This window comes from Flavobacteriales bacterium, assembly GCA_021739695.1.
In the GTDB taxonomy this organism is placed as follows: Bacteria; Bacteroidota; Bacteroidia; order UBA10329; family UBA10329; genus UBA10329.
Genome location: JAIPBM010000001.1, coordinates 228,966 through 249,983 on the forward strand (window position 1 = coordinate 228,966; position 21,018 = coordinate 249,983).

General features: G+C 45.3%; 17 protein-coding genes. 6 read left to right on the plus strand and 11 right to left on the minus strand.

Features of this window, described 5'->3' with window-relative positions; translation table 11 throughout:
• The first annotated feature begins 115 nt into the window (after window positions 1–115).
• Window positions 116–307, plus strand: coding sequence for a hypothetical protein (locus K9J17_01015; GenBank protein MCF8275285.1), 192 nt, complete (start codon window positions 116–118; stop codon window positions 305–307).
• Window positions 308–429: 122 nt separating this feature from the next.
• Here the strand turns inward: K9J17_01015 and K9J17_01020 are convergent, their stop codons facing one another.
• Window positions 430–1,278, minus strand: coding sequence for a T9SS type A sorting domain-containing protein (locus tag K9J17_01020; protein ID MCF8275286.1), 849 nt, complete (start codon window positions 1,276–1,278; stop codon window positions 430–432).
• A gap of 698 nt (window positions 1,279–1,976) precedes the next feature.
• Window positions 1,977–2,366: a hypothetical protein gene (locus K9J17_01025; GenBank protein ID MCF8275287.1), complete on the minus strand. Its 390-nt coding sequence runs from the start codon at window positions 2,364–2,366 to the stop codon at window positions 1,977–1,979.
• Between the two features lie 111 nt (window positions 2,367–2,477).
• Between K9J17_01025 and K9J17_01030 the strand changes: the two genes are divergently transcribed.
• On the plus strand, window positions 2,478–3,356 hold the full coding sequence (locus K9J17_01030; GenBank protein MCF8275288.1) for an aldose 1-epimerase family protein: 879 nt from the start codon (window positions 2,478–2,480) through the stop codon (window positions 3,354–3,356).
• On the opposite strand, the gene K9J17_01035 is transcribed toward K9J17_01030, so the two are convergent.
• Window positions 3,353–6,097, minus strand: a complete 2,745-nt coding sequence (locus K9J17_01035; GenBank protein ID MCF8275289.1) for a PAS domain-containing protein — start codon at window positions 6,095–6,097, stop codon at window positions 3,353–3,355. The genes K9J17_01030 and K9J17_01035 overlap by 4 nt on opposite strands.
• A gap of 96 nt (window positions 6,098–6,193) precedes the next feature.
• Between K9J17_01035 and K9J17_01040 the strand changes: the two genes are divergently transcribed.
• Window positions 6,194–6,793 carry a thioredoxin family protein gene (locus K9J17_01040; GenBank protein ID MCF8275290.1) on the plus strand — a complete coding sequence of 200 codons (600 nt, stop codon included), beginning with the start codon at window positions 6,194–6,196 and terminating at the stop codon, window positions 6,791–6,793.
• On the opposite strand, the gene K9J17_01045 is transcribed toward K9J17_01040, so the two are convergent.
• The 7 genes from K9J17_01045 to purQ form a co-directional block, all read right to left on the minus strand.
• A complete protein-coding gene (locus tag K9J17_01045) occupies window positions 6,790–7,269 on the minus strand; it encodes a TlpA family protein disulfide reductase (GenBank protein ID MCF8275291.1) in 480 nt (159 codons plus the stop codon). The two genes, K9J17_01040 and K9J17_01045, sit on opposite strands and share 4 nt — an antisense overlap.
• Window positions 7,270–7,273: 4 nt before the next feature.
• Entirely contained in the window at window positions 7,274–8,164 is an 891-nt protein-coding gene (locus K9J17_01050; GenBank protein ID MCF8275292.1) for an exopolyphosphatase, read from the minus strand.
• A gap of 70 nt (window positions 8,165–8,234) precedes the next feature.
• A complete protein-coding gene (locus K9J17_01055) occupies window positions 8,235–8,729 on the minus strand; it encodes a histidine phosphatase family protein (GenBank protein ID MCF8275293.1) in 495 nt (164 codons plus the stop codon).
• A gap of 68 nt (window positions 8,730–8,797) precedes the next feature.
• On the minus strand, window positions 8,798–10,417 hold the full coding sequence (locus K9J17_01060; GenBank protein MCF8275294.1) for a glycerol-3-phosphate dehydrogenase/oxidase: 1,620 nt from the start codon (window positions 10,415–10,417) through the stop codon (window positions 8,798–8,800).
• Between the two features lie 69 nt (window positions 10,418–10,486).
• Complete coding sequence (locus K9J17_01065) at window positions 10,487–11,869, minus strand: hypothetical protein (GenBank protein MCF8275295.1); 1,383 nt, start codon at window positions 11,867–11,869, stop codon at window positions 10,487–10,489.
• Window positions 11,866–12,420, minus strand: a complete 555-nt coding sequence (locus K9J17_01070) for a redoxin domain-containing protein (GenBank protein ID MCF8275296.1) — start codon at window positions 12,418–12,420, stop codon at window positions 11,866–11,868. The genes K9J17_01065 and K9J17_01070 overlap by 4 nt, the downstream gene beginning before the upstream one ends.
• An 83-nt stretch (window positions 12,421–12,503) precedes the next feature.
• Window positions 12,504–13,196: a phosphoribosylformylglycinamidine synthase subunit PurQ gene (gene purQ, locus K9J17_01075; GenBank protein MCF8275297.1), complete on the minus strand. Its 693-nt coding sequence runs from the start codon at window positions 13,194–13,196 to the stop codon at window positions 12,504–12,506.
• 121 nt (window positions 13,197–13,317) lie between these two features.
• Between purQ and K9J17_01080 the strand changes: the two genes are divergently transcribed.
• From K9J17_01080 to K9J17_01090, 3 genes are all read left to right on the plus strand, one after another.
• Window positions 13,318–14,727: a beta-glucosidase gene (locus K9J17_01080; GenBank protein ID MCF8275298.1), complete on the plus strand. Its 1,410-nt coding sequence runs from the start codon at window positions 13,318–13,320 to the stop codon at window positions 14,725–14,727.
• A 66-nt stretch (window positions 14,728–14,793) separates the two neighbouring features.
• A complete protein-coding gene (locus K9J17_01085) occupies window positions 14,794–17,922 on the plus strand; it encodes a SpoIIE family protein phosphatase (GenBank protein MCF8275299.1) in 3,129 nt (1,042 codons plus the stop codon).
• Window positions 17,923–17,942: 20 nt separating this feature from the next.
• On the plus strand, window positions 17,943–20,297 hold the full coding sequence (locus K9J17_01090; protein MCF8275300.1) for a tetratricopeptide repeat protein: 2,355 nt from the start codon (window positions 17,943–17,945) through the stop codon (window positions 20,295–20,297).
• Here the strand turns inward: K9J17_01090 and K9J17_01095 are convergent.
• Window positions 20,274–20,999, minus strand: coding sequence for a hypothetical protein (locus tag K9J17_01095; GenBank protein ID MCF8275301.1), 726 nt, complete (start codon window positions 20,997–20,999; stop codon window positions 20,274–20,276). The two genes, K9J17_01090 and K9J17_01095, sit on opposite strands and share 24 nt — an antisense overlap.
• Window positions 21,000–21,018: the final 19 nt, after the last annotated feature.

Here is a 21,018-nt window from a genome sequence, read left to right on the forward strand (position 1 = left end):
CAAGAATTCCGTAGGATGTCTTGTGTGGCATGAAACACGATCAGTATCCTGACTGATCTTCTTTTATGCAAGCGTTTTTGCAACACCCATCCTCAAGCCCGCTAGCTCGCGTTCAATGTCATTAATTAAGCCGTTTGAGAGATTGCTTGGAGTTACGTCCTTTCAGGCCGTGAGCTCCGCTTCGGTCGGTTCGTTGCTCACAATGACGCTCAGAGCATCGTCATTACGAGGAACGACCGAAGCAACCGACCAACGGGAGTTCATCGAGGGAAGAGATAATCTCTATTCAACACGGCCGATCTCTTAACTTGATGACGTTGAGACTGCGTTTGCAAAGCCTGCCCACAAGCAATAGTTACAGAATAAGCACCCGGTACAACTTAGCGAAGCGTTTTAACCGGAGATAAACGCTCGCTATGGCGTCATGGTTTATTGGATAACGATTTTTCTGGTTATCACCGCTGAATCGTTGGATAGCCTGAGCAGATAGATGCCCTTGTCTTGCAGTTCTATTTCCGTCTGACGAATGAATTCCTTTTCCATTACTACCCTTCCCCGAATGTCAATGACCTGAAGCAACAGTGCCGTTTGCAGATCGCATTCAACCTTTACGAGTCTTTCGGCTGGATTCGGATAAACATCTGTTCTGATCGATGGATGCTGAAGATCACCCACATCCATGGCATCGCCTTCCATGCAACGGATAGATTTACCTGCTTCCTTATTATCGTTCGAATAGCCCGCATATCCACTAGCAGAGACCAAGAGATAGGAGCCGGGATTGTAAATGTCGATGGCAGTGGCTGTCCACCATGTGCCGGCAAGACCGATCAGGTCAAACACCCCATAGGCGCCCCGTTGTCCGCCCGGTAGTGCTGTGAACCCTGATTCGTTGGTTGCTCCCGTATTAGGAACGGCCCAATGGGCTGTGCCTGCTTCTTTCAGTGCGTTTCCTGCGGCAACACCACCGTAGAGGTCCATCAGTTCTGCCCATTCTGCATCCGTTGGAACATGCCATCCTGTCGGACATAGCTTCTGAGTGTTCACCGTATACCAGTTGTACATGGCGCCATAAGTGTCTGCATTGGCAGCCTCATCATTGCCGTACCAGCAGCGGCCTGGCGTGGTCAGAGCTGGCCAGTCTGTATAGTCACTCACCAAAGGAACGGGTGTGCCATCATTCAATCTGGTGGTTTTCAGATTCTCGGCCATCCACACCTGCGTGCCTATGACAACCGTATTGTAGACATTCCCATCAATGTCTGTTACCTGGCCCATGGTTTCTGTTGAAAACTGGGTGGCAAACATTAAAACCATCAACAAGCGCAGATTTTTCATCATTCATTACTAAAACAGAACTCTACTCGTCTGGCTTTTCGAATCCGCCCCATTTTTTCGCTGGTCACTGGTCTCCACCTTGCTTTTATAGTGGTTCAACTCCACTGGCAGGAACAACACTGTCCATTTCTAAAGAACCACCAAAGAGGTTTATCGACAGCTGTTGTTTCACATTGCGAAGGAATATCACGCTACGGGGATATGAGTGAGAGCGGTCATTCGTCCCTATGATTTTCCTCATCACAGAGGTACCCCCGCACACAAACGGGTGCTCCGCAGGCGCTGCGCTCAGCTTGTCGAAGCGGATCACCCGTGTGGAACTAAGTATGATAGGTTTACCTTCGGTGATAACGCTTCGCTAAGTTTCTGCCCAAGGCAAAGAGATTGCTTGGCTAAGTTGTAACTGATCTCAGAGCCTTGGATCATAGGCTCTATCCGCAATTGCTAAAGACCCTGCAAGAGCAAAACCGGAAAATAGATGCTTAACAGCTGTTGATCGATCAACACCGATGGGCTGTTAATTTAACCGATCACCGTCCGAAAGTCGGGATTTCTAGTTTTTATCCAGTTCAATTCTGTACAAATAAAAAGCCCGTATGAATCAGATCATACGGGCTTTCGTTCTTATTCAGAAACAATTACTTGTCCTTGACGGCAAACTCCGTCTGTTTCACGTATCGGTTGGCATTGATCACTTCGCCATTCGCATATTTCATTTCGATGTAAGCACTATCATACTGATCCCAAACGCGGAACTCGCCATGACGTTTGCCGTTCTGGTAACTGATCTCGGCAGTTTTTGAGCCATCTTCTGCAAAAGATTCCCATTTACCTTCAGGAACATCATTCTTGTAGTAGCCCGTTTCTTTCACCGCTCCACTTTCGTAATAATTGGTCACTGCTACCAATTCGCCCTTTTGAACGTATTCGCTTTTCACAGAACCATTTTCATAATTGGTCTTTACCGTACTTTGCGCAAAGCAAGTAGAACCTGCCAAAACCACTAAACTCAACATCAACGCTTTCATGACCGTGTCTTTTTGTTAAACCAAAGTTACGATAAAATTATTTCTGTTAACAATTACGTAACATTAGAATAACGAAACGGGTCTAAAATTGTTTCAAACAAGTTCAAATAGATGAAAAACTTAACATTGGAGAATGATTACCTGAATGTTAACATCAGCCCAAAAGGGGCCGAACTGTGCGGTCTTTTGGACAAGCGCGATGGCGTGGATCACATGTGGAAGGCTGATCCAGCGTTCTGGCCACGCCACGCTCCTATTCTTTTCCCGTGTGTGGGCGAATCGAAAGATGAGACCATTACCGTAGAAGGCATCACTTATCCGATGGGACGACATGGGTTTGCACGTCACGAAATGTTTTCGGTTGTAGAAAGCACCGAATCGAAAGCTGTGTTTGAGCTGAAAAGCAACGCGAACACACGGATAAACTATCCTTTTGAGTTTGTGCTGAGGATCGGTTACGCGCTTTCTGGCACCTGTTTGACCCAAACGTTTGAAGTACTGAATGCTGACCAACGGAACATTGGTTTTCAGTTAGGCGGACATCCGGCCTTCACGGTTCCTTTTAAGGAAGGAGAAAAGTATGACGATTATGAAGTCCGCTTTGATATTCCGCAAACTTTGGACCGCCATCTGCTGACTGACAAAGGGCTTTACAGTGGCGAACAGCAATTGTTCTTATCAAATTCAGACCGTTTTGGGCTGTTTTACGATCTGTTTAAAGAAGACGCGCTGGTCTTCAAAAACATCCCTTCAAAGCAGGTTTGGATTCAACATAAAGATGGTGGCAAACGACTTCAGGTTACATACAACGGATTTCCGCATCTGGGAATCTGGTCTATTCCTGGTGCCGATTATGTTTGTATTGAACCTTGGATCGGCTGTGCTGATATGTTTGATCAGGCAAAAGATTTTTTCGAAAAAGACTGTTTGATCAATCTAAGGCCGAACGAACGGTTTGCGGCATCATTCGACATCTCGCTAGCACATTAACGCGCGGCCCTTCTTCGCAGTTCCTGATTGGTCCGTTCGAGTTCATCCAACATGTTCTTTTGGAGTAGTTCCAGTTCTTTTTGTTGAGTGATGTCCACTCCAATGCTTACCACTTGGTTCAACTCACCCTTTTCGTCCATTATCGGATTGAATGCCGTATTGATCCATACCTCGCTACCATCTTTGGTCACAAGCACATTATCTGACTTGAATGTCTGGCCTTCTTTCATTTTTTGGTACGTGGCCTCAATCAGGCTGTGATCCGTATTCGGGCCCGAAAGGAAAGACCATGGTTCTTTGCCCAATGCCTCTTCGGCTGTATATCCAGTAATATTCGTAAAACCTTGATTGGCCCAGGTAATTCTACCCAACGCGTCATGAATAAGCACGCCATTACTGGTTTCAGATGCGACAAGAGATAGCGTTTTGACCTGTACCTGCGCTCTTTTTTGTTCAGTGATGTCTTCGGTAATTCCTGCAACGCGCGAAACAGAACCATCAGAATGAAAGACAGGAAACGCTCGGTCTCTAACCCATTTAACGGTTCCATCCTTCATCAATAATCGATATTCTTCATCGTAGCTTCCGCTTGCGGCCAATTGACGGAATTTGGTTGTTACCCGATCACGATCATCTGGATGGATTGCACGTGACCAAGAAGCCGGATCTTCATATAGACTTTGAATGGATTGCCCGTACAGTTTTTCGTACTGCGGACTTACGTACAGAACTTCGTTCAACTCCCAATCAGTTAGCCAGAATACTTCCGTAATGCTTTCTGCCATGTCGCGGAATAGTTGCTCACTCTGTCGCAATGCATTTTCCATGAGATGACGCTCCGTCATATCGATGATGATCCCATCCATGCGTGTGGCTTTTCCATCAGGGCCAAATGTGGAACGCCCACGAGAAATCACGTAGCTGGTTTTCCCGTTCTGAACCACCCGATATTCGGCAGAATATTCTCCCTTTTTCAGTCCATCAACCAAACGTTGATAAACGTAATCCCTATCGTCTGGATGAATAAGGTTGTAGAACGCTTCTGTGTCAACTTCCATCGAAAAGCTCTCAAAAACCTGCGCACATCGCTCGTCCCAAATGAGTTTATCGCTATTCACCTTCCAATGCCAAATTCCGACCTTGGCCGTATTAAGGATCAGGTCTTTTTGAAGATTCTGTGCTTTGAGTTCCTCTTTGGAACGAATCTGATCGGTCACATCCTGTAATGTTCCAATTAACCGAACCACTTTTCCGCTTGCATCTTTAACCTGCTTGGCGCTGGATGTAACGTATTTTACTTTTCCCGACTCCAGTAGAATCCGGTATTCCAATACGGAGGTTATGTTCTCATTCAGATCGTTTTGGGTGATCCCATTTATTCGCTCCCTGTCTTCGGGATGTATAAAGGCTTTTACATCCGATAGTGTTATCTCTGACCTTTCGGTTTCATAGATTCGGTACATTTCTTCCGACCACCACACCTGCTCTGTTCCTACATCCCATTCCCAACTACCGACTTTGGCAATCTTTTGTGCCTCAATTAGCGAAGCTTCACTTCTCTGTAATTCGAGCTGAGTCAGAATTCGGTCGGAAATGTCTAGAACACTACCGATCCAACGAATCACCTTATCATCTCCATCAATACGTCTTCCATTTGCCTGTAAATGAATCACTTGGCCATTATCTGGGCGAATAAGACGGTAAACGAAAGGCTTACCATTTCCTGAATTGATGCTCTCGCTCAGCACTTTCTTATATTCATTCCGGTCATCTGGATGGATGCATGAAAGGAATAGCTTGTTCGTTATCTTGGTTGTTGGATCAATTCCCGTGATGCGATAGAAATTAGGAGACCATCTTGTTTTTCGATGCGTGAGGTCAAGTTCAAAACTTCCGCTATTAGAAATTTCCTCGCCAAGAGTTAGGAGGCCTTGGTTCTTAAGAAGTTCATTTTCTATTGCTTTTCTTTCGGTGATATCCTGTAAGGTTCCAATCACCTTAATGATGTCTCCGTTCTCATTCTTGATGGGTTTGGCATTTGCCCGAACATCTTTGACCGTTCCATCTCCAGCAATTATGGTGTACTCAACAACAGGCATGAAACCGGCCGTTAGCCCCTTGACCATAAGCTCTCCAACACGTTCCTTGTCTTTGGGGTGGACAAAACCCACCGCTTGACGAAGGGAAAAGTCTTGTGGTTCGCAACCATAAATGCGAAACATTTCATCGGAACAAGCAATGTTTTCACTGTTTATTTCCCATTCCCAACTACCGATCTTGGCAATTTTCTGAGCTTCCTGAAGTGAAGCTTCACTTCCACGTAGCTTAGCCTCGCTTAGTAGAAGTTCAAGTTGCGTCTTATAGCGTTGCAGCGCTTTTTTTATCGCAATAGGCAATCGCTTAATGGTGGATCGTTGAACGTAATCTTCTATGCCTTCGGCAAGTAGATCTATGGCAATATCTTCCGAAAGGTCGAACGCGAGTAGAATGAACGGTGCGTCAATTCCATGTTTTCGTGCCAAGCCCAATAACTTAACCGCATTGGTTCCTTTTAGGCTATAAGGGCTCAGAATAACATCAGGAGAATTGGAAAACAAGGTTTTTTCGTACTCGGCAACCGAGCTTACCACATGCGCATCGAACAACATTTCTGCATCCTGAAGTTCGCGCAAGAGAGACTCTGTCTCTGCGTGAAAATCTTCAAAAATGAGAATTTGAATAGCTTTGGTCTGTTGCTTCATGTACATGAACCTTTACTTGTTCCATGTGTTTAGAGTTTCAATTCTGCAATGAATTTCACCTATTTTTGACAAGTTCAACAAAACAAAAACACCACTATGAAGATTCTAGCGCTTACACTACTTACCATCTTAAGTACGACTTTCATTGATATTGACCAACTGAATATTGGCGATAAGGCAGCCAAAGCAGAACTTAAAATGCAAGGAATTGATGGAAAATCAATTTCTCTGAAAGAGTTGAAAAAGGAAAATGGTGTTTGTGTCATCTTTTCGTGCAACACATGTCCTTATGTAATTGGTTGGGAAGATCGCTACAATGAAATTTACAAGGAGTGTGCAAACAACAACATCGGTTTTGTGCTGGTCAATTCCAATGAAGCGAAACGGGACGGTGACGATAGCATGGCAGCAATGAAAGACCATGCTAAGGAGAAAGGTTATTTGGATTTTGCCTACGTGGTTGATGAAAACAACGTTTTGGCCGATGCTTTTGGAGCAACCAAAACGCCTGACGTTTTCTTGTTCAACGGCAATATGGAACTTGTTTACAAAGGTGCTATAGACGATAACATGAAGGAAAAGGATAATGTAAAAGAGCCTTTCCTTAAAAATGCGGTTGAAGCGCTCAGATCGGGTAAAGCAATTGATCCAGCTGAGACAAAAGCCCTTGGCTGCAGCATTAAGCGTGCTAGCTAAAGTCCCAACTGCTGGAGTTTGATTTCCAGCTCACCTTCTTTAAAAGACCCTTCATGAAAATGGCGGGTCTTTTTTTGTGTGTTGATGAAAAGCGTGGCAGGCAATGCGCCAGACCATTCTTCGCTAACTCTCGGAATCCATTTATTCGGATTGTCTTCATCCATCAATAGCACTTCACTTTTCAGTTGCTTTTCCTTCAGAAATGGAATCACTTTCGATTCCAATTGGTTCACAAAATCGAGTGTTACCAAAAGCACTTTTCTGTTGGTCCCTTCAGCATTGACGTGTATGTTTTCGAAAAACGGAAGTTCCTTAACGCATGGGCCACACCACGTAGCCCAAAAATTCACAATGTAAGTTGTATCTCCTCCTTCATTCAGCCTTGCCTCAAGCACATCGAGCCCAATTACAGGAACCTTTTGGGCGCTGCAATTGTGAGAAAGCAACATGCCGCTCAGAAGAAAAGATATGGCCATCAATCTAAACAACCTTGGCCTTGTAGTTTTCATACAGCAATCGGGTAATTCCGTCCGAAAGACCGAATTCTGGAACGATGATGTCTTTGATCTTGGCACGTTTCAAAATAGCACGGAAAATTTCGCAAGCAGGAACAATCACATCGGCACGATCAGGATTCAATCCCAATTTGGCAATTCGATCCTCAAAACTCATTTCGCGCAGCAAAACATGTAGTTCTTTGAGTTTGCCACGTCCAAGCGGAAGTCTGCCTGGAATCTCAGCCATCTTGTATAACTTGTTGATATTACCGCCCGAACCGATAGCGTCCAACTTCTCCATTCCTTCGGTTTTCTCTTCCACCCAACTCAGCAGTTTTTCCCAGTATTCTGGTTCTACTTTATTGTTCAACAAGCGCAGCGTGCCAATTCGGAAAGAGCGACTTGCCACAGGTTTGTTGTTGCTGAAAACAGTAAGCTCGGTACTACCTCCGCCAACATCTATGTACAAATAGCTTCGGTCGTTTTGTAGGCGTTCTTCAAAATGGTTTGAAAAAATGATGTCGGCTTCCTTCTTGCCTTGAATGATCTCTATATCCAGTCCTGCCTCTTCCGAAATCCGCTCCACGAGTTCTTCTCCATTGGTTGCATTGCGCATGGCCGAGGTGGCGCAGGCACGGAACGAAACCACTTCGTGTACGCCCAACAGCAAACGAAAAGCGCGCATCGTATCAACCAGCTTCTCCTTCTTATTTGCGCTGATAGCTCCGGTTGTGAATACATCCTCTCCCAATCGGACAGGAACCCGTACCAATGATGATTTCTTGAAAACGGGTCCGTTCTCGCTTTCAAAAACATTGGTTATCAGTAGCCTAACAGCATTTGAACCGATATCTATTGCCCCAAATTTCAGCACATTTTCCCCTTTTGATTTCTACCCGTTTCCGAGCTCAAAGGTAGGCGATCTTTAAGGGATGTCTGTGATTTCAGTCCACCTCTTTGGGAAACAGAGAAAACAGTTTTTTGCCTTTAGAATTGGCCACTTCAGACCAATTGTTTATTGGCAGTTCTATGGCAAATACACCACAGGTTGGCAGATTATACAATGACTCTTTTTGAAGTTGATTGATCAGCGAAGTGAACGATGGATTATGACCAAAGATCATGAGCGTATCGATGTTGTCTTCTACATTCCCGATCAATTTCAGCAATTCGTAGGTCGAGGCTTCATAGATCCCTTCGTTGGCACGAATCCGTTGCAAAGGGAAATCCAATTTCCGTGCAACGATGATCGCTGTATTCATGGCGCGGATGGCAGGACTTGAAAGAATCAGATCAGGAAACACATCCTGTTCCAGCATTTCTTCACCAATGGCGAACGCATCGTTGATGCCGCGCGGCTTTAGCGGGCGATAAAAATCTTCCAGATCGGGATAGGCCCAACTCGATTTTCCGTGACGTACTATGATAAGTGTCTTCATTCGCAATCGAAATTAGACACAATCGATCAATACGATCGGGGCGGTAATGATTCCTTAACGAAGCGTTCTTATTTCACGAACGTTACCACTTCCTTGCTCTCCAAAAGATAGGTCTGCAGAGAAGCACTGGCTTGCATGTCTGTCCAAGCCAAAAGCTTGGCAAGTTCAGCATTAAGCAGTGCAGCATATTTATCTGCCATCGGTTTTTCGAAATACAACCTTCCGGTTCTTCGGATGAGAAAATCCGACAGCTCGTTCACCATTTCGTTCTTAACGCAATAGCCAAGTTCAGACTTTAGAATAGCGAAGGTTCTATCCTCATTTTTCAGGTCGATATGAGAAATGATCTCTAATCCGTTGCTTCCATATTTGTGAAAAAGACCTGTGAGCTGTTCCTGCGTAAGCTCCGTTTCGCCAAGCTCAGACAGAAATGCTTTGAAGCTGTGAAACAGGCCACCCGAAAGTTTCCTTGACGAGGATCTTGATGCAGCTCGCGGCACTTGAAACTCCGTATACAATTGGGTCATTGCTAGATCAACTGTCCGTTCGGCCATTTTACGATAGCCTGTCAGTTTTCCGCCAGCAATACTGATCAACCCGTGTTCGGAAATAAAGATCTCGTCTTTCCGAGAAAGTTCCGAAGGCGACTTGCCATCCTCGTGGATCAATGGTCTTAGTCCTGCCCAAGTAGAAAGAATATCGTCTTGCTTGAGTGGCTCAATATCGAATGCATTATTCGCTGCATTCAGCACGTAATCCACGTCTTCCTGTGTCACCTTTGGGCGCTCAATTCCGCCTTCGTAATTCGTATCGGTAGTGCCGACATACGTGGCATTGTCTCTCGGAATGGCAAAGATCATCCGCCCATCAGGCACATCAAAATAAACTGCTTGCCGCAATGGAAATCGTGCATGATCGAACACTAGATGAATGCCTTTGGTGAGGTGCAATCGTTTGCCTTTCACCACTTCGTCCTTCGATCGCACAGCATCAACCCACGGCCCACCAGCATTGATGGTGCGTTTCGCCTTTATCTCAAACTTATTGCCTGTGCGCAGGTCAGTGACCTTGGCGCCAGAAATGTGTTCGGTCTTGTAAGTGAAATCGTTGAACTCGCAATAATTCAAAAGCGCTGCTCCGTCTTCTGCGGCAGTTTTTGCCACTTCAATCACTAATCGGGCATCATCGCTGCGATATTCCCAGTAGAGCACACCTGCTTCCAACCCTTGCTTTTTCAGCAATGGTTCCCGTTTTAATGTTTCGCTTCGGCCAAGAACCGTTCTGCGTTCGCTGCGCTTCACTCCTGCCAACCAATCGTATGTGTAAATGCCTACAGATGCAGACGCTTTTCCGAACGAACCGCCTTCGGTTATCGGAAGCAGCATTTTTTCAGGAATCACCAAATGTGGAGCATTATGATAAACCGTTGTGCGTTCATGCCCAACTTCTCGCACCAGTCCGAATTCCAATTGTTTGAGGTAGCGAAGACCGCCATGAATCAGTTTCGTGCTGCGGCTACTGGTACCAGCAGCAAAATCCTGCTTTTCTACCAACGCTACTTTCAGTCCTCGGCCGGCAGCATCAAGCGCAATACCAACCCCCGTAATTCCACCACCGATTACTAGGATGTCGAATGTCTCCTTTTGGAGTTTCTCAATGACTTCAGAACGGTTTTTGGCAGAGAACATGGAACGATTTGAGGCCGCGAAGTTAGCGGTTCGTTTGCTTGGTTTCGAAGCTAAAACCCGAATCCGAAATTATTGTTCGAACAAACTTGGGTCTGGCTCTAGGCTGATGTTCTCATCACCATTCTGGTATGGCAGATACGTGATGATGAACTGAAACATCTCGTCCGTGGTCTTCATGTCCTCGTTCACGGGCTCCACAACCAATCTTGGGGGATCGAACGGGTTGTTCGGATTATTGAGCGTGTTGTCATAAATGCCTTCGGCATGAATGATGGACCCCTTGGGAATCTTCAGCATTTGATGAAACGTGTAGAAATATTGCCATCGAAAGTCCCATTTTGGAATGGAAATCAGAGGGATTTCTTCTCCAGAAGGCGTGGTTGCCCAAGCTTTGAAGCTCCTGCCGATCAAGTGCATATGCGGATTGATGGTAAGCAACGAAACATCCTGCGGAACCCGAAAATCGGTCATCACTTTCATAACGGTATCTGGCGGAACAACCAAGGAAGGCACAACCACAGAAACGCCCAAGGTTCCCAACATCCATTCGTGCACCGGGCGCTTTGGCGGGCCATCAGCAAAGAAAATGTTGAAGTAAGAACGGTCGTAGGAATCAATAGGAGATGGGCCGTAATGCATGTTCTTGATGAGAAATGCCGATTTGCGCGAAGCCTTGTAACTCCCGATTCCTTCGGGATAAATAGCAGGCAATACGCTTGGCAGATAGTTACTTACTGAAGGCGTAAGCGTAGGAAATGTACCATCATCATTGGCAAGCCCAAGCGCCTGATAACTTTGCATTGTGCTAGCATCCACATCAGTTACCACATGTTGGCCATCAAAAACATTCTTCTTCTTGTCGAATTCGTAGGTCAACAAATGTCCGTTCATGTGATGGACGAGGTCACGATTTCCGGGCACAAACTCAATTAGCCGAATAAAGGTGTCGTTCGGAAGTTCGAACGGCACTTTCATCATCATGAACTTGTCTAAGTTGTTGCCTTCAATGAAAACGGAATCTTGAAACCAAACCACAAGATCGGCCTCTCCAAACATTGAACCCTTTGGAAATTGTGGTGGTTCGGGTGCTTTTCCTTCGCCCTCTTCACGGCCATCATCCGCCCATTTAGCAAGCAGCGCAATTTCTTGTTCGCTTAGAAAACGCTCTCCAACAAACGAACGATAATGTGGGTCGGCTGGCCAAGGCGGCATGTAACGGTCGGCTGTTACATCGCGAATCATTTTGGCGCGTTTGACCACATCGCGATACGTGACCATTTGAAATGGCGCACCACCATTGGGCCTATGGCAAGGCGTGCAGTTAGTATAAATAATCGGTGCAATATGCTGATTGAACGTGACCTTTTCGGGCAATTCAACCGCTTGTTTTCGGAATTCCCCGCATGAAGCGAATAGCCACAGAACCAAAAATAAAAGTATCGAACGCTTCATTCAATCAGGCAACCAATGGCTTCGGTGTGTTTGGGTTGGATGGCTTTTCCTTCGCGGTAAGCAAGCAACGCATTTTCGAGGTAATTCTCTGAAACTTCCAGTTTTTTCTTGCCTAGATCATTCACCCAGTTGTCAATTTTACCGCTGTAAAGCACTTTCCCTTCTCCATCCAGCACAAAAACTTCGGGTGTAACGGTGGCATCCAACACATGCGCCAATTGCGTTTCGATGTCAAAAAGCATCTCAAAATCGAGGTCATATTTCAATTTGAACTGCAACACTTCTTCTGCCGAGTACCATTTCTTGGAAAATACACCTACAAAACGCAGACTATCAGAAGCGAATTCTTCTTCCATCTGCCGCATTGCCAATGTATAATTGATGCACAACGGGCATTCTGGAGAAAGAAAATAGACGACCGTAAGTTGATTTTCGGACGGGTTGATGCTGATTGATTCTCCCTCGATCGTTTCCAGTATTACTTCAGCCACATTTGGCTTAGAAGCGCACGCGCTGATAAAAAGTACTAGACCAACTAAGACTGACCTCATGAAGGTCAAAGGTCAAAAAAGATTGGATAAACTGAGTCGGAGCCGAGCTCAGGTAAAATGAAGAATGAAGGTTCGAATGCCTATTACGCGGAAACCCCAGCAAGAATTGATTCAAACAATGCCTTGCCATCCAAATTTCCAAGGTTTTCATCTGCAGCACGCTCCGGATGAGGCATCATGCCAAACACATTTCTATTCTTATTGGTAACGCCCGCAATATTGTTGATAGATCCATTAGGATTAGACGCATCATCCACATTTCCGCTCTCATCGCAATAGCGGAAAAGTATTTGATTGTTCGCTTCCAGAGAGGCAAGTGTCTCAGCATCCACGTGAAAACGACCTTCGCCATGCGCAATCGGAATTTTGAGTGCAACACCTGGTTTCACCTCATTGGTTACCAACGAATCGGTCGTTTCGCAACGGATGTTCACATTCTTGCAGATGAATTTCTGGCTACTGTTGTGCAAAAGTGCTCCAGGCAAAAGTCCTGCTTCACACAACACTTGAAATCCATTACAAACTCCAAAAACATATCCTCCGTTGTTGGCAAATTCAATCACTTCTTTCATGATGGGCGAAAAACGCGCTATCGCTCCTGATCGAAGATAATCTCCGAAGGAAAATCCACCCGGAAGCACCACAAAATCTACACCTTGAAGGTCGTGATCCTTATGCCAAAGCTCCACCACTTCTTGCCCCATGATGTTTCTTAGAACATAGATCATGTCCTGATCGCAGTTCGAACCAGGGAAAATAACGACACCGAATTTCATCTCAATATGCTTTGATGGCAAAATTAGACCTTTCGTAGACCCTTTTCCACATTCAGAAGGGTATTTTTGAACCGATTTCAACAGTTATACAATGGATAGAAGAGAAGCGATACGCAGAGCAATGATCGGAAGTGCCGGATTGGCATTGGCACCTTACGCTTCGGGTTCTGAAAGGCCTGAGACACTTGACTTTTCCGCTGCCGATTTCGGGGACGATTTTCTTTGGGGAGTTGCTACCGCTGCTTACCAGATAGAAGGTGGATGGAATGCAGACGGCAAAGGCCCTTCCATCTGGGACACATTCTCTCACAAAAAGGGAAAGGTCAACAATAACGAGAACGGAGATGTGAGCTGCGATTTCTATCACAATTATGCCTCAGACATCGGTCTTGTTAAAAACATGAACATGGATGTGTTCCGTTTTTCAACGGCATGGGCGCGCGTTTTACCAAACGGAATCGGTCAGGTAAATCAGAAAGGCTTGGATTTCTACCATCGGGTAATCGACTCTTGTTTGGAGCAAGGCGTTCAACCTTGGATCACACTTTACCATTGGGATTTGCCTCAGGCCTTGGAGGACAAAGGGGGATGGCAGAACCGCGACATTACGGGTTGGTTTGAAGAATACGCCAATCTGATCACCAAAACATACGGAGATAAGGTTAAGAACTGGATGGTGATGAACGAGCAGGCATCGTTTACCATCGTAGGTTACATGCTCGGAATGCATGCTCCGGGCAAAATGTGGCCTAAAAATTTCCTTCCAACATGCCATCATTCAACCTTATGTCAAGCAGATGGCGGACGGATAATCCGAGCCAATGTGCCCAATGCCCAAGTTGGAACCACTTTCAGCTGTTCTCCCATTGAACCAGTGAACGAAAAGCATCGACACGAGAAAACCACCAAACGATTTGATGCCTTAGTGAACCGACTTTACATTGAACCGCCACAAGGTTTGGGATATCCGATGGAAGACCTGCCCATGCTGCGAAAAATGGAGAAGTACATTTTGGATGGCGACATGAAACGAGTTGAGTTCGATTTCGATTTCTACGGCCTTCAGAATTATTCTAGGATGATTACTAAAGCAAACGGAATTGTGCCGTGGATGGCCGGAACACCGATTGCACCAAAAAACCTGAAACCTCGACCAGAGATCACTGAAATGAACTGGGAAGTTCATCCAGAAGGGATTTACAAGATGCTCAAGTACTTTGATAAGTACGAGAAAATAGACAAGATCATCGTCACCGAAAATGGAAGTGCTTTTCCGGATGTTGTAGAAGGAGATTTTGTTCACGACACCCAGCGTAAGAAGTTCTATCAGGATTATTTGCGCCAAGTTCTACGAGCCAAACGTGAAGGGGTGAACGTGCAAGGCTATTACTGTTGGACGCTGATGGACAATTTTGAATGGGCCGAAGGCTACCATCCTCGATTTGGACTTGTTCACATCGATTTTGAAACACAGAAACGAACGGTAAAAGATTCTGGACTTTGGTTTAAGAAATTCCTCTCCGACACATAGATCGGAACTTATTGCGCTTTTGTGCGTAATCGGTGATCAGGGAACTGAACACTTTATCACCAGGAATTGAAGAGACAATTACCTTTTCTTCTTCTTTTTTGTATTGCCGTTACCACTTTTCAGCTGGTGAACGCGCAGGTATATGACCTTGTGGTTCTGGATGGCGAGAGCGGAATCTCTGGTGTTCAGATCAACGACATTGCCCAAGATGCTAACGGATACATCTGGGTGGCAACCAACTCAGGCGTAAGCCGCTTTGACGGTAATGCATTTGTGAATTATAGGAAGCGAGACGGCCTTTCGGAAAACGTTTGTACCACTATTTTTTGCGACAAAGACAACAAGATCTGGGTTGGACATCAAACAACTGGCCTTTCCGTTTTATACCCCGATTCAATTCAGCATATCTCTGAAGGATCTGGCCTTATAAACAATGAGGTTCACGATATTTTTCAAGATAAGGAAGGGAAAATTTGGGTGGCAACATTCGGTGGCGTTTCAAGCTACCAGTCTGGAAACTGGAGCAAACACTCAACAGAAAATGGCCTTGTAAGCAACAATACTCAGGCCATTGCCCAAGACGAAAATGGTAGAATCTGGATTGGTTCCTTCGGTTCCGGTATCGACATTATTGACGGAAACGGCATGGTGCATTTGCACATAGGCAATGGTCTGGTGAACAACTATGTTACCAGCCTGAGTCTGAAAAACGGTCATATGATGATCGGAACACTAGGCGGCATGAGTATTTGGAAAGATGGCAAGTTCAAAAATACTTCTGGCATGAACGGCCTCAGCAACAGCCAGGTAAATGAAGTGGCCGTTGCCAATAATGGAGACATCTGGCTGGCCACGTACAACGGATTGACCAGAGTTAGAAATGCCAACTTATTGCGCTTGACAGAAGAAAATGGTCTCCCGAACAATGAGGTGCTTTCGGTATTTATAGATGTGGAGGAAAACGTTTGGTTCGGAACCAAAAAAGGGTTGGTGCGCGTTCGGAATCTGGCATTCACACACTACTACTCCACAGAAGAGCTGGACATTGACCCAAGTTTTCTTTATCGCGACAGCAAAGGAGGTTTATGGGCAGCAAATGAGGCTGGTGGCGTGCTCGAATTTGACGGAGAACGATTCGTCAGCGCATTTGACGATCCAGACATCAACGACCATCAGATAAGTTCCATTGCGGAAGACGGCAATGGCAATATCTGGTTTGGAACCATGGATTTTGGTGGGCTTTTTCAGTTTAACGGCAAGAAACTTTACATCTTCTCAGACGAATTCGGCCTGGCAGACAACAACATCAATTGTCTGCTTACGGATGCAGAAGGAAACCTGATCATTGGCACGCCAAACGGCCTAAGTATCCATGATGGAGATGGCTTTAAAAACGTATTCATCTCAGATGATGTGGCTTCGAACCACGTGACGGCATTGGTGCTTGGACCAGAAAATCAAGTATATGTAGGAACCTCTGATGGGTCTGTTTTTGTGTTGAAAGACGGAGCAATTGATGTCGGAATCGAAATCAACTCAAGTTCTCCGATCACCGATCTTGCCTATGGTTCAATGGGTTTGGTGGCGGCAACGCAATCTGATGGGGTTTTCTTGCTGAAAAACGGTGAGGCCGTTCGAATTGAAGACGGAGGTGGTCTTACTGGTTCTTCCGCGCGTTCGTTGGCGGCTATTGGCAGTCAACTTTACGTGGGCAGCGCAAATGGTCTGCGCCAACTGTCTTTCATTCAAGATTCAATTCTTACACGTTCATTCGACCGAAGGGATGGTTTTATGGGTTCTGCTTGCAAGCGAGGTGTCATGCTGGCAGATGGCAATACTGTTTGGATCGGAACAACCAAGGGAATTGTGCGCTACAATCCAACTGAAGATGATGTAAACACCGAAAGGCCGCGACTTTTGTTCACCGATCTTCAATTGTTCTATCAACAAGTAGATTGGAAAAAGCTTGGTTTTGAACTTGCGGCCAACGGGCTACCAATAGACTTGGAACTTTCGTATACCGAAAACTCCTTGCAGTTCTTTTTCAAAGGAATTCATCATAAACAACCAGATGGCGTCTCATTCAGCTACATTCTCGAAGGGTTTGAGGACCGCTGGAACCCTGCAACCGATCAGCAATTTGCCAATTATCCAAACCTTCCACCTGGAGATTATACATTTAAACTAAAAGCTTGCAATGCTTCTAACATTTGTACGGAGGAACCGCTCGAATTCAAAGTCACTATCACTCCTCCAATTTGGCAAACTGCTGGTTTTTACGTGGCTTGGGGCATCATTGCTTTGATCATCACTTACGCCTACATCAAGATTCGCGAGCGTAGACTTTTGGAAGAAAAGCGCATTTTGGAATCAACGGTCGAAGAGCGAACGAAGGAATTGCGCGAGCAGAAAGAAATTGTTGAGGATCAGAACAAACACATCACCGAAAGCATTGAATACGCCAAAAACATCCAAATGGCGGTTTTGCCATCGGATCATGACATCACCGCTGCTTTTGATGATCATTTCGTATTCTATCGTCCAAAGGATACGGTAGGTGGAGATTTCTACTGGGTGTTTTCTGAAGGGAATATTTCGTGGGCAGCAGCTGTAGATTGTACTGGTCACGGTGTGGCCGGAGCTTTCATGAGCATGATCGGAACCGACCTCTTGAATCAGATCATCATTGAAAAGAAGGTGAACGATCCTGCGCTTGTGCTAGAGGAAATGGACAAAGGCATTAAACTCGCCTTTGCGCAAAGTGCCAAAGAATTTGAAAGCGATCAGGGAATGGATGTGGCACTCATCAGAATTGACAAGAAGAAAAAGACCCTTGAATTTGCGGGTGCGCAGCGTCCACTTTATCTGATGTGCAACGGAGAATTGTTGCAAATTGAAGGCAATAGACACTCCATTAGTTGTGCAGAACAACGTGGAGCGGAGGCTTTTCTGAAATACACGCATAAGATTGAGGGCGAATCAATCGCCTACTTATTCTCTGATGGAATTGTTGACCAATTTGGAGGGCCTAAGGGAAGGAAATTCATGATCACTAGGCTTCGCGGATTTCTGGAGGCAAACTGGTCGTTAAGTATGGAAAAACAGGCCAAAAACCTGAACACCACTTTTGACGATTGGAAAGGCCCCGAAATGACCCAAATAGATGACGTGATGCTTTTAGGAATTCGGCTTTAACTTTAGCTTGAATTGCCGTCATGCTGAAACCCCGATTCATAGCCTTCTATCTTGTTTCCGTTTTCAGCTGCTCAGTATTCGCGCAGCAGGCTCAGGTCGATAGCCTGAATAATCTTTTAGCTACAAAATATGCTAAAGATGATACTGCCCGCATCCGTGTTCTTGTACAGACCGGTGAAGTTCTACTGAGAATCGATCCAGAAAGATCTTTGCAACTGAGCAAAGAAGCATTGATGTTGAGTATTTCGCTTTCCGATAGTCGTTTCATCAGCCATATTTACAACAATACAGGTACTGCGAACAGGCTAAAAGGAGAGTATGGTAAAAGTCTCAGCTTCCACAACAAGGCATTGGAAAATGACCGGAAAAACGGAAATCGGAAAGATGAGGCGCTATCGCTGAACAACATCGGAAACGTATTCCTAAAGCAAGGACAATACCAGCCAGCCATTGAGAATTACGAGAAATCTCTGATCATTAGGCAAGACATAAATGATCTGGATGGAGTGGCGAGTTCGTTGAACAATCTTGGTCTGGTTTACAAGAACCAAGGAGATCTGGATAGAGCGCTGGCATACTACCAGAATTCGTTCAAGATCTTTCAGCAAATGGGTGATAAGATTGGTTTGGCCAACGCCTTGAACAACATTGGAATTGTACATCGGGCCAATGGAAATCAGGATAGGGCGTTGGAGAATTTTCTGAGTGCCTTGTCCCTATTCCGCGAATTGGGGAATAAAATTGGCGAAGCCAACACGCTCAACAATATTGGAAACATCTATTATCAGCAGAACAAATTCGAGCAATCGCTGGAGTTCTACGAAACCTCTTTGGCCATAAGCGAAAGCCTAGGCGACAAGAGTTCCGCGGCAGGAAAATACTCCAATATTGGTGGCGTTTATCTGGTTTTGGGAAACAAGGAAAAAGCACTGTCCAGCACCGAAAAAGCACTGTCTTTGCAAAAAAATATCGGTGATGACCAAGGACAGATAAGTACACTCAACAATCTTGGGGCGTATTTCAAAGAATCGGGCGATCTGGATAAAAGTCTCTCTTATTTTCTGGATGCGGAAAAGATCCAAAACCGCATTGGCGATCACGCATACAGCACCATCACGCTTTCTTCTATCGGAGAAATTTACCAGCAGCGCAACAAGTCTCAACTTGGACTGAAATATTTTTCTAGAGCGCTTCGCGAAGCAAAACAATACGGCAGCGCAGAAGATCAGATCAACATTTTCGAAAAATTGGCCCAGACCTACGCCAATGCCGGTGACTTCAAAAGATCATACGACTATCAGCAACTGGCGAAGGCCGCGCGCGACAGCTTGGAACGCGTGGTAAGCGTACGCGATCTTGCAGAAATGCAAGCCAAATTTGAAACCGAGCAGAAGCAACGAGAAATTGAACTTCTGAACAAGGAAAAGGAGGTTCAGGATCTGAAAATCACCAAGCAGATCACGGTTCGAAATACGATCATTGCCTTTTCCATTCTTTCAGTGCTTATGTTGATCTTAATTTATGCCCGATACCGAACCAAGAAAAAAGCCAACGAAGAACTTGGGCGCAAGAATGTGGAGATTGAAGAACAAAAACGAACGGTAGAGGAAAAAAACTGGGAGATAACTTCAAGTATCGAGTACGCCAAACGCATTCAGGATGCCATTATGCCATCCATGAAAGAGATACTGGCGGCATTACCAGAAAGCTTTGTTTTCTATCGTCCTAAGGGAATTGTAAGTGGAGATTTCTACTGGTTTGCCCAACAGGGCGATACCAGTTTCATTGCTGCTGTAGATTGTACGGGACATGGCGTTCCTGGAGCGTTTTTGAGTATGATCGGAAACGATCACCTCAATCAAATTGTGAACACTGAACTGATCAAAAAACCTGATCAGATTTTGAACCGATTGCATCACGAGATTCAATCAACATTGAAGCAGAAACATGGCGTTTCAGAAAATCATGATGGAATGGATGTAGCTCTTTGCGCCATCAATCATGCAGAGAATCGTCTGTATTTCTCATCTGCAAATCGGTATCTATATCTGATCAGAAACGGTGAATTGACCGAAACCAAAGGCGATCATTTCAACATTGGTGGCATTATGCATGAAGATGTTCGGCACTACACTTTGTATGAATTCGACCTTCAAAAAGGCGATACGTTCTATGTCTTTTCAGATGGTGTTTCTGATCAGTTCGGAGGAGCCGATTCGAAAAAATTCGGTTATCGGAGATTGAAAGAACTCCTGCTAAAAATTCACACTGAACCGATGGAAAAGCAGCGGGGTTTGTTTGAGAAAACCTTGCTTGAATGGATGGGCGAAAGCGCCCAGATCGATGACTTTCTATTGATCGGCATCCGCCTTTGAAGGCTGAATGCTGAGTTTCTTCCGCTCCACGTAGCCAGCAAAATTCTGGTAGGCTTCTGTTCTGTCGTCCCACTCAAAACGTTGCTTCAATAGCTCCATATAATGGGTCATTTCTTTGGCACTGGCGGCATTGTTCAACTTTAGAACAGCATCTCCAAAATCAGATGCATTGCCTTTGAACAGATTGCGGATAATTCCGAATTTCTCATTCAAAGGAATGCCTGAGCGCAGATCCGTAAGCGGAGTATTATTGAATTGTCCCGCCAAGATTTTCTTATCGCCACCTTCGGCTGCTACTGTTTCTTTTCCGATCATCGGTTCTTTGGTTGCCTTAGGCTTTTCTTCCACCACTTTCACTTCGGCCACAGGTTCAGGAATCACTTCTTTCGCCACTTCCTCAACCACAGGCTTTTCTTCCTTTGCCACTATTAGCGCCACTTTTGGCTCCTCAACTTTTGCAGGCTCTAGTGCAATAACTGGCTCAACAACAGCAACCGGAGTTGGTGCTGGAGTTGGTGCTGTCTTTGCTTTTACTGCCTTAGCCACAGGCGCGGCCACTTCTTCAAACTCCGTTTTTTTCACCGCATCATAAAACGCACGTAATTGTGCCAAAACGGCATCTTTCGTCAATTCTGAAGGGTTGTTCACCAGTTCATCCACACGCTCATTCAAACTATTCAACTGGCTGTTCAATTCACTCATTTGTTAGGGATTTTTACGG

What these genes read in the sequence shown, in the direction of transcription:
- K9J17_01015 (MCF8275285.1), top strand. Translation starts at nt 116, where the DNA reads ATGTCATTAATTAAGCCGTTTGAGAGATTGCTTGGAGTTACGTCCTTT.
- K9J17_01020 (MCF8275286.1), bottom strand. Translation starts at nt 1,278, where the DNA reads ATGGGCCAGGTAACAGACATTGATGGGAATGTCTACAATACGGTTGTC.
- K9J17_01025 (MCF8275287.1), bottom strand. Translation starts at nt 2,366, where the DNA reads ATGAAAGCGTTGATGTTGAGTTTAGTGGTTTTGGCAGGTTCTACTTGC.
- K9J17_01030 (MCF8275288.1), top strand. Translation starts at nt 2,478, where the DNA reads ATGAAAAACTTAACATTGGAGAATGATTACCTGAATGTTAACATCAGC.
- K9J17_01035 (MCF8275289.1), bottom strand. Translation starts at nt 6,097, where the DNA reads ATGAAGCAACAGACCAAAGCTATTCAAATTCTCATTTTTGAAGATTTT.
- K9J17_01040 (MCF8275290.1), top strand. Translation starts at nt 6,194, where the DNA reads ATGAAGATTCTAGCGCTTACACTACTTACCATCTTAAGTACGACTTTC.
- K9J17_01045 (MCF8275291.1), bottom strand. Translation starts at nt 7,269, where the DNA reads ATGGCCATATCTTTTCTTCTGAGCGGCATGTTGCTTTCTCACAATTGC.
- K9J17_01055 (MCF8275293.1), bottom strand. Translation starts at nt 8,729, where the DNA reads ATGAAGACACTTATCATAGTACGTCACGGAAAATCGAGTTGGGCCTAT.
- K9J17_01060 (MCF8275294.1), bottom strand. Translation starts at nt 10,417, where the DNA reads ATGTTCTCTGCCAAAAACCGTTCTGAAGTCATTGAGAAACTCCAAAAG.
- K9J17_01065 (MCF8275295.1), bottom strand. Translation starts at nt 11,869, where the DNA reads ATGAAGCGTTCGATACTTTTATTTTTGGTTCTGTGGCTATTCGCTTCA.
- K9J17_01070 (MCF8275296.1), bottom strand. Translation starts at nt 12,420, where the DNA reads ATGAGGTCAGTCTTAGTTGGTCTAGTACTTTTTATCAGCGCGTGCGCT.
- purQ (MCF8275297.1), bottom strand. Translation starts at nt 13,196, where the DNA reads ATGAAATTCGGTGTCGTTATTTTCCCTGGTTCGAACTGCGATCAGGAC.
- K9J17_01080 (MCF8275298.1), top strand. Translation starts at nt 13,318, where the DNA reads ATGATCGGAAGTGCCGGATTGGCATTGGCACCTTACGCTTCGGGTTCT.
- K9J17_01090 (MCF8275300.1), top strand. Translation starts at nt 17,943, where the DNA reads ATGCTGAAACCCCGATTCATAGCCTTCTATCTTGTTTCCGTTTTCAGC.
- K9J17_01095 (MCF8275301.1), bottom strand. Translation starts at nt 20,999, where the DNA reads ATGAGTGAATTGAACAGCCAGTTGAATAGTTTGAATGAGCGTGTGGAT.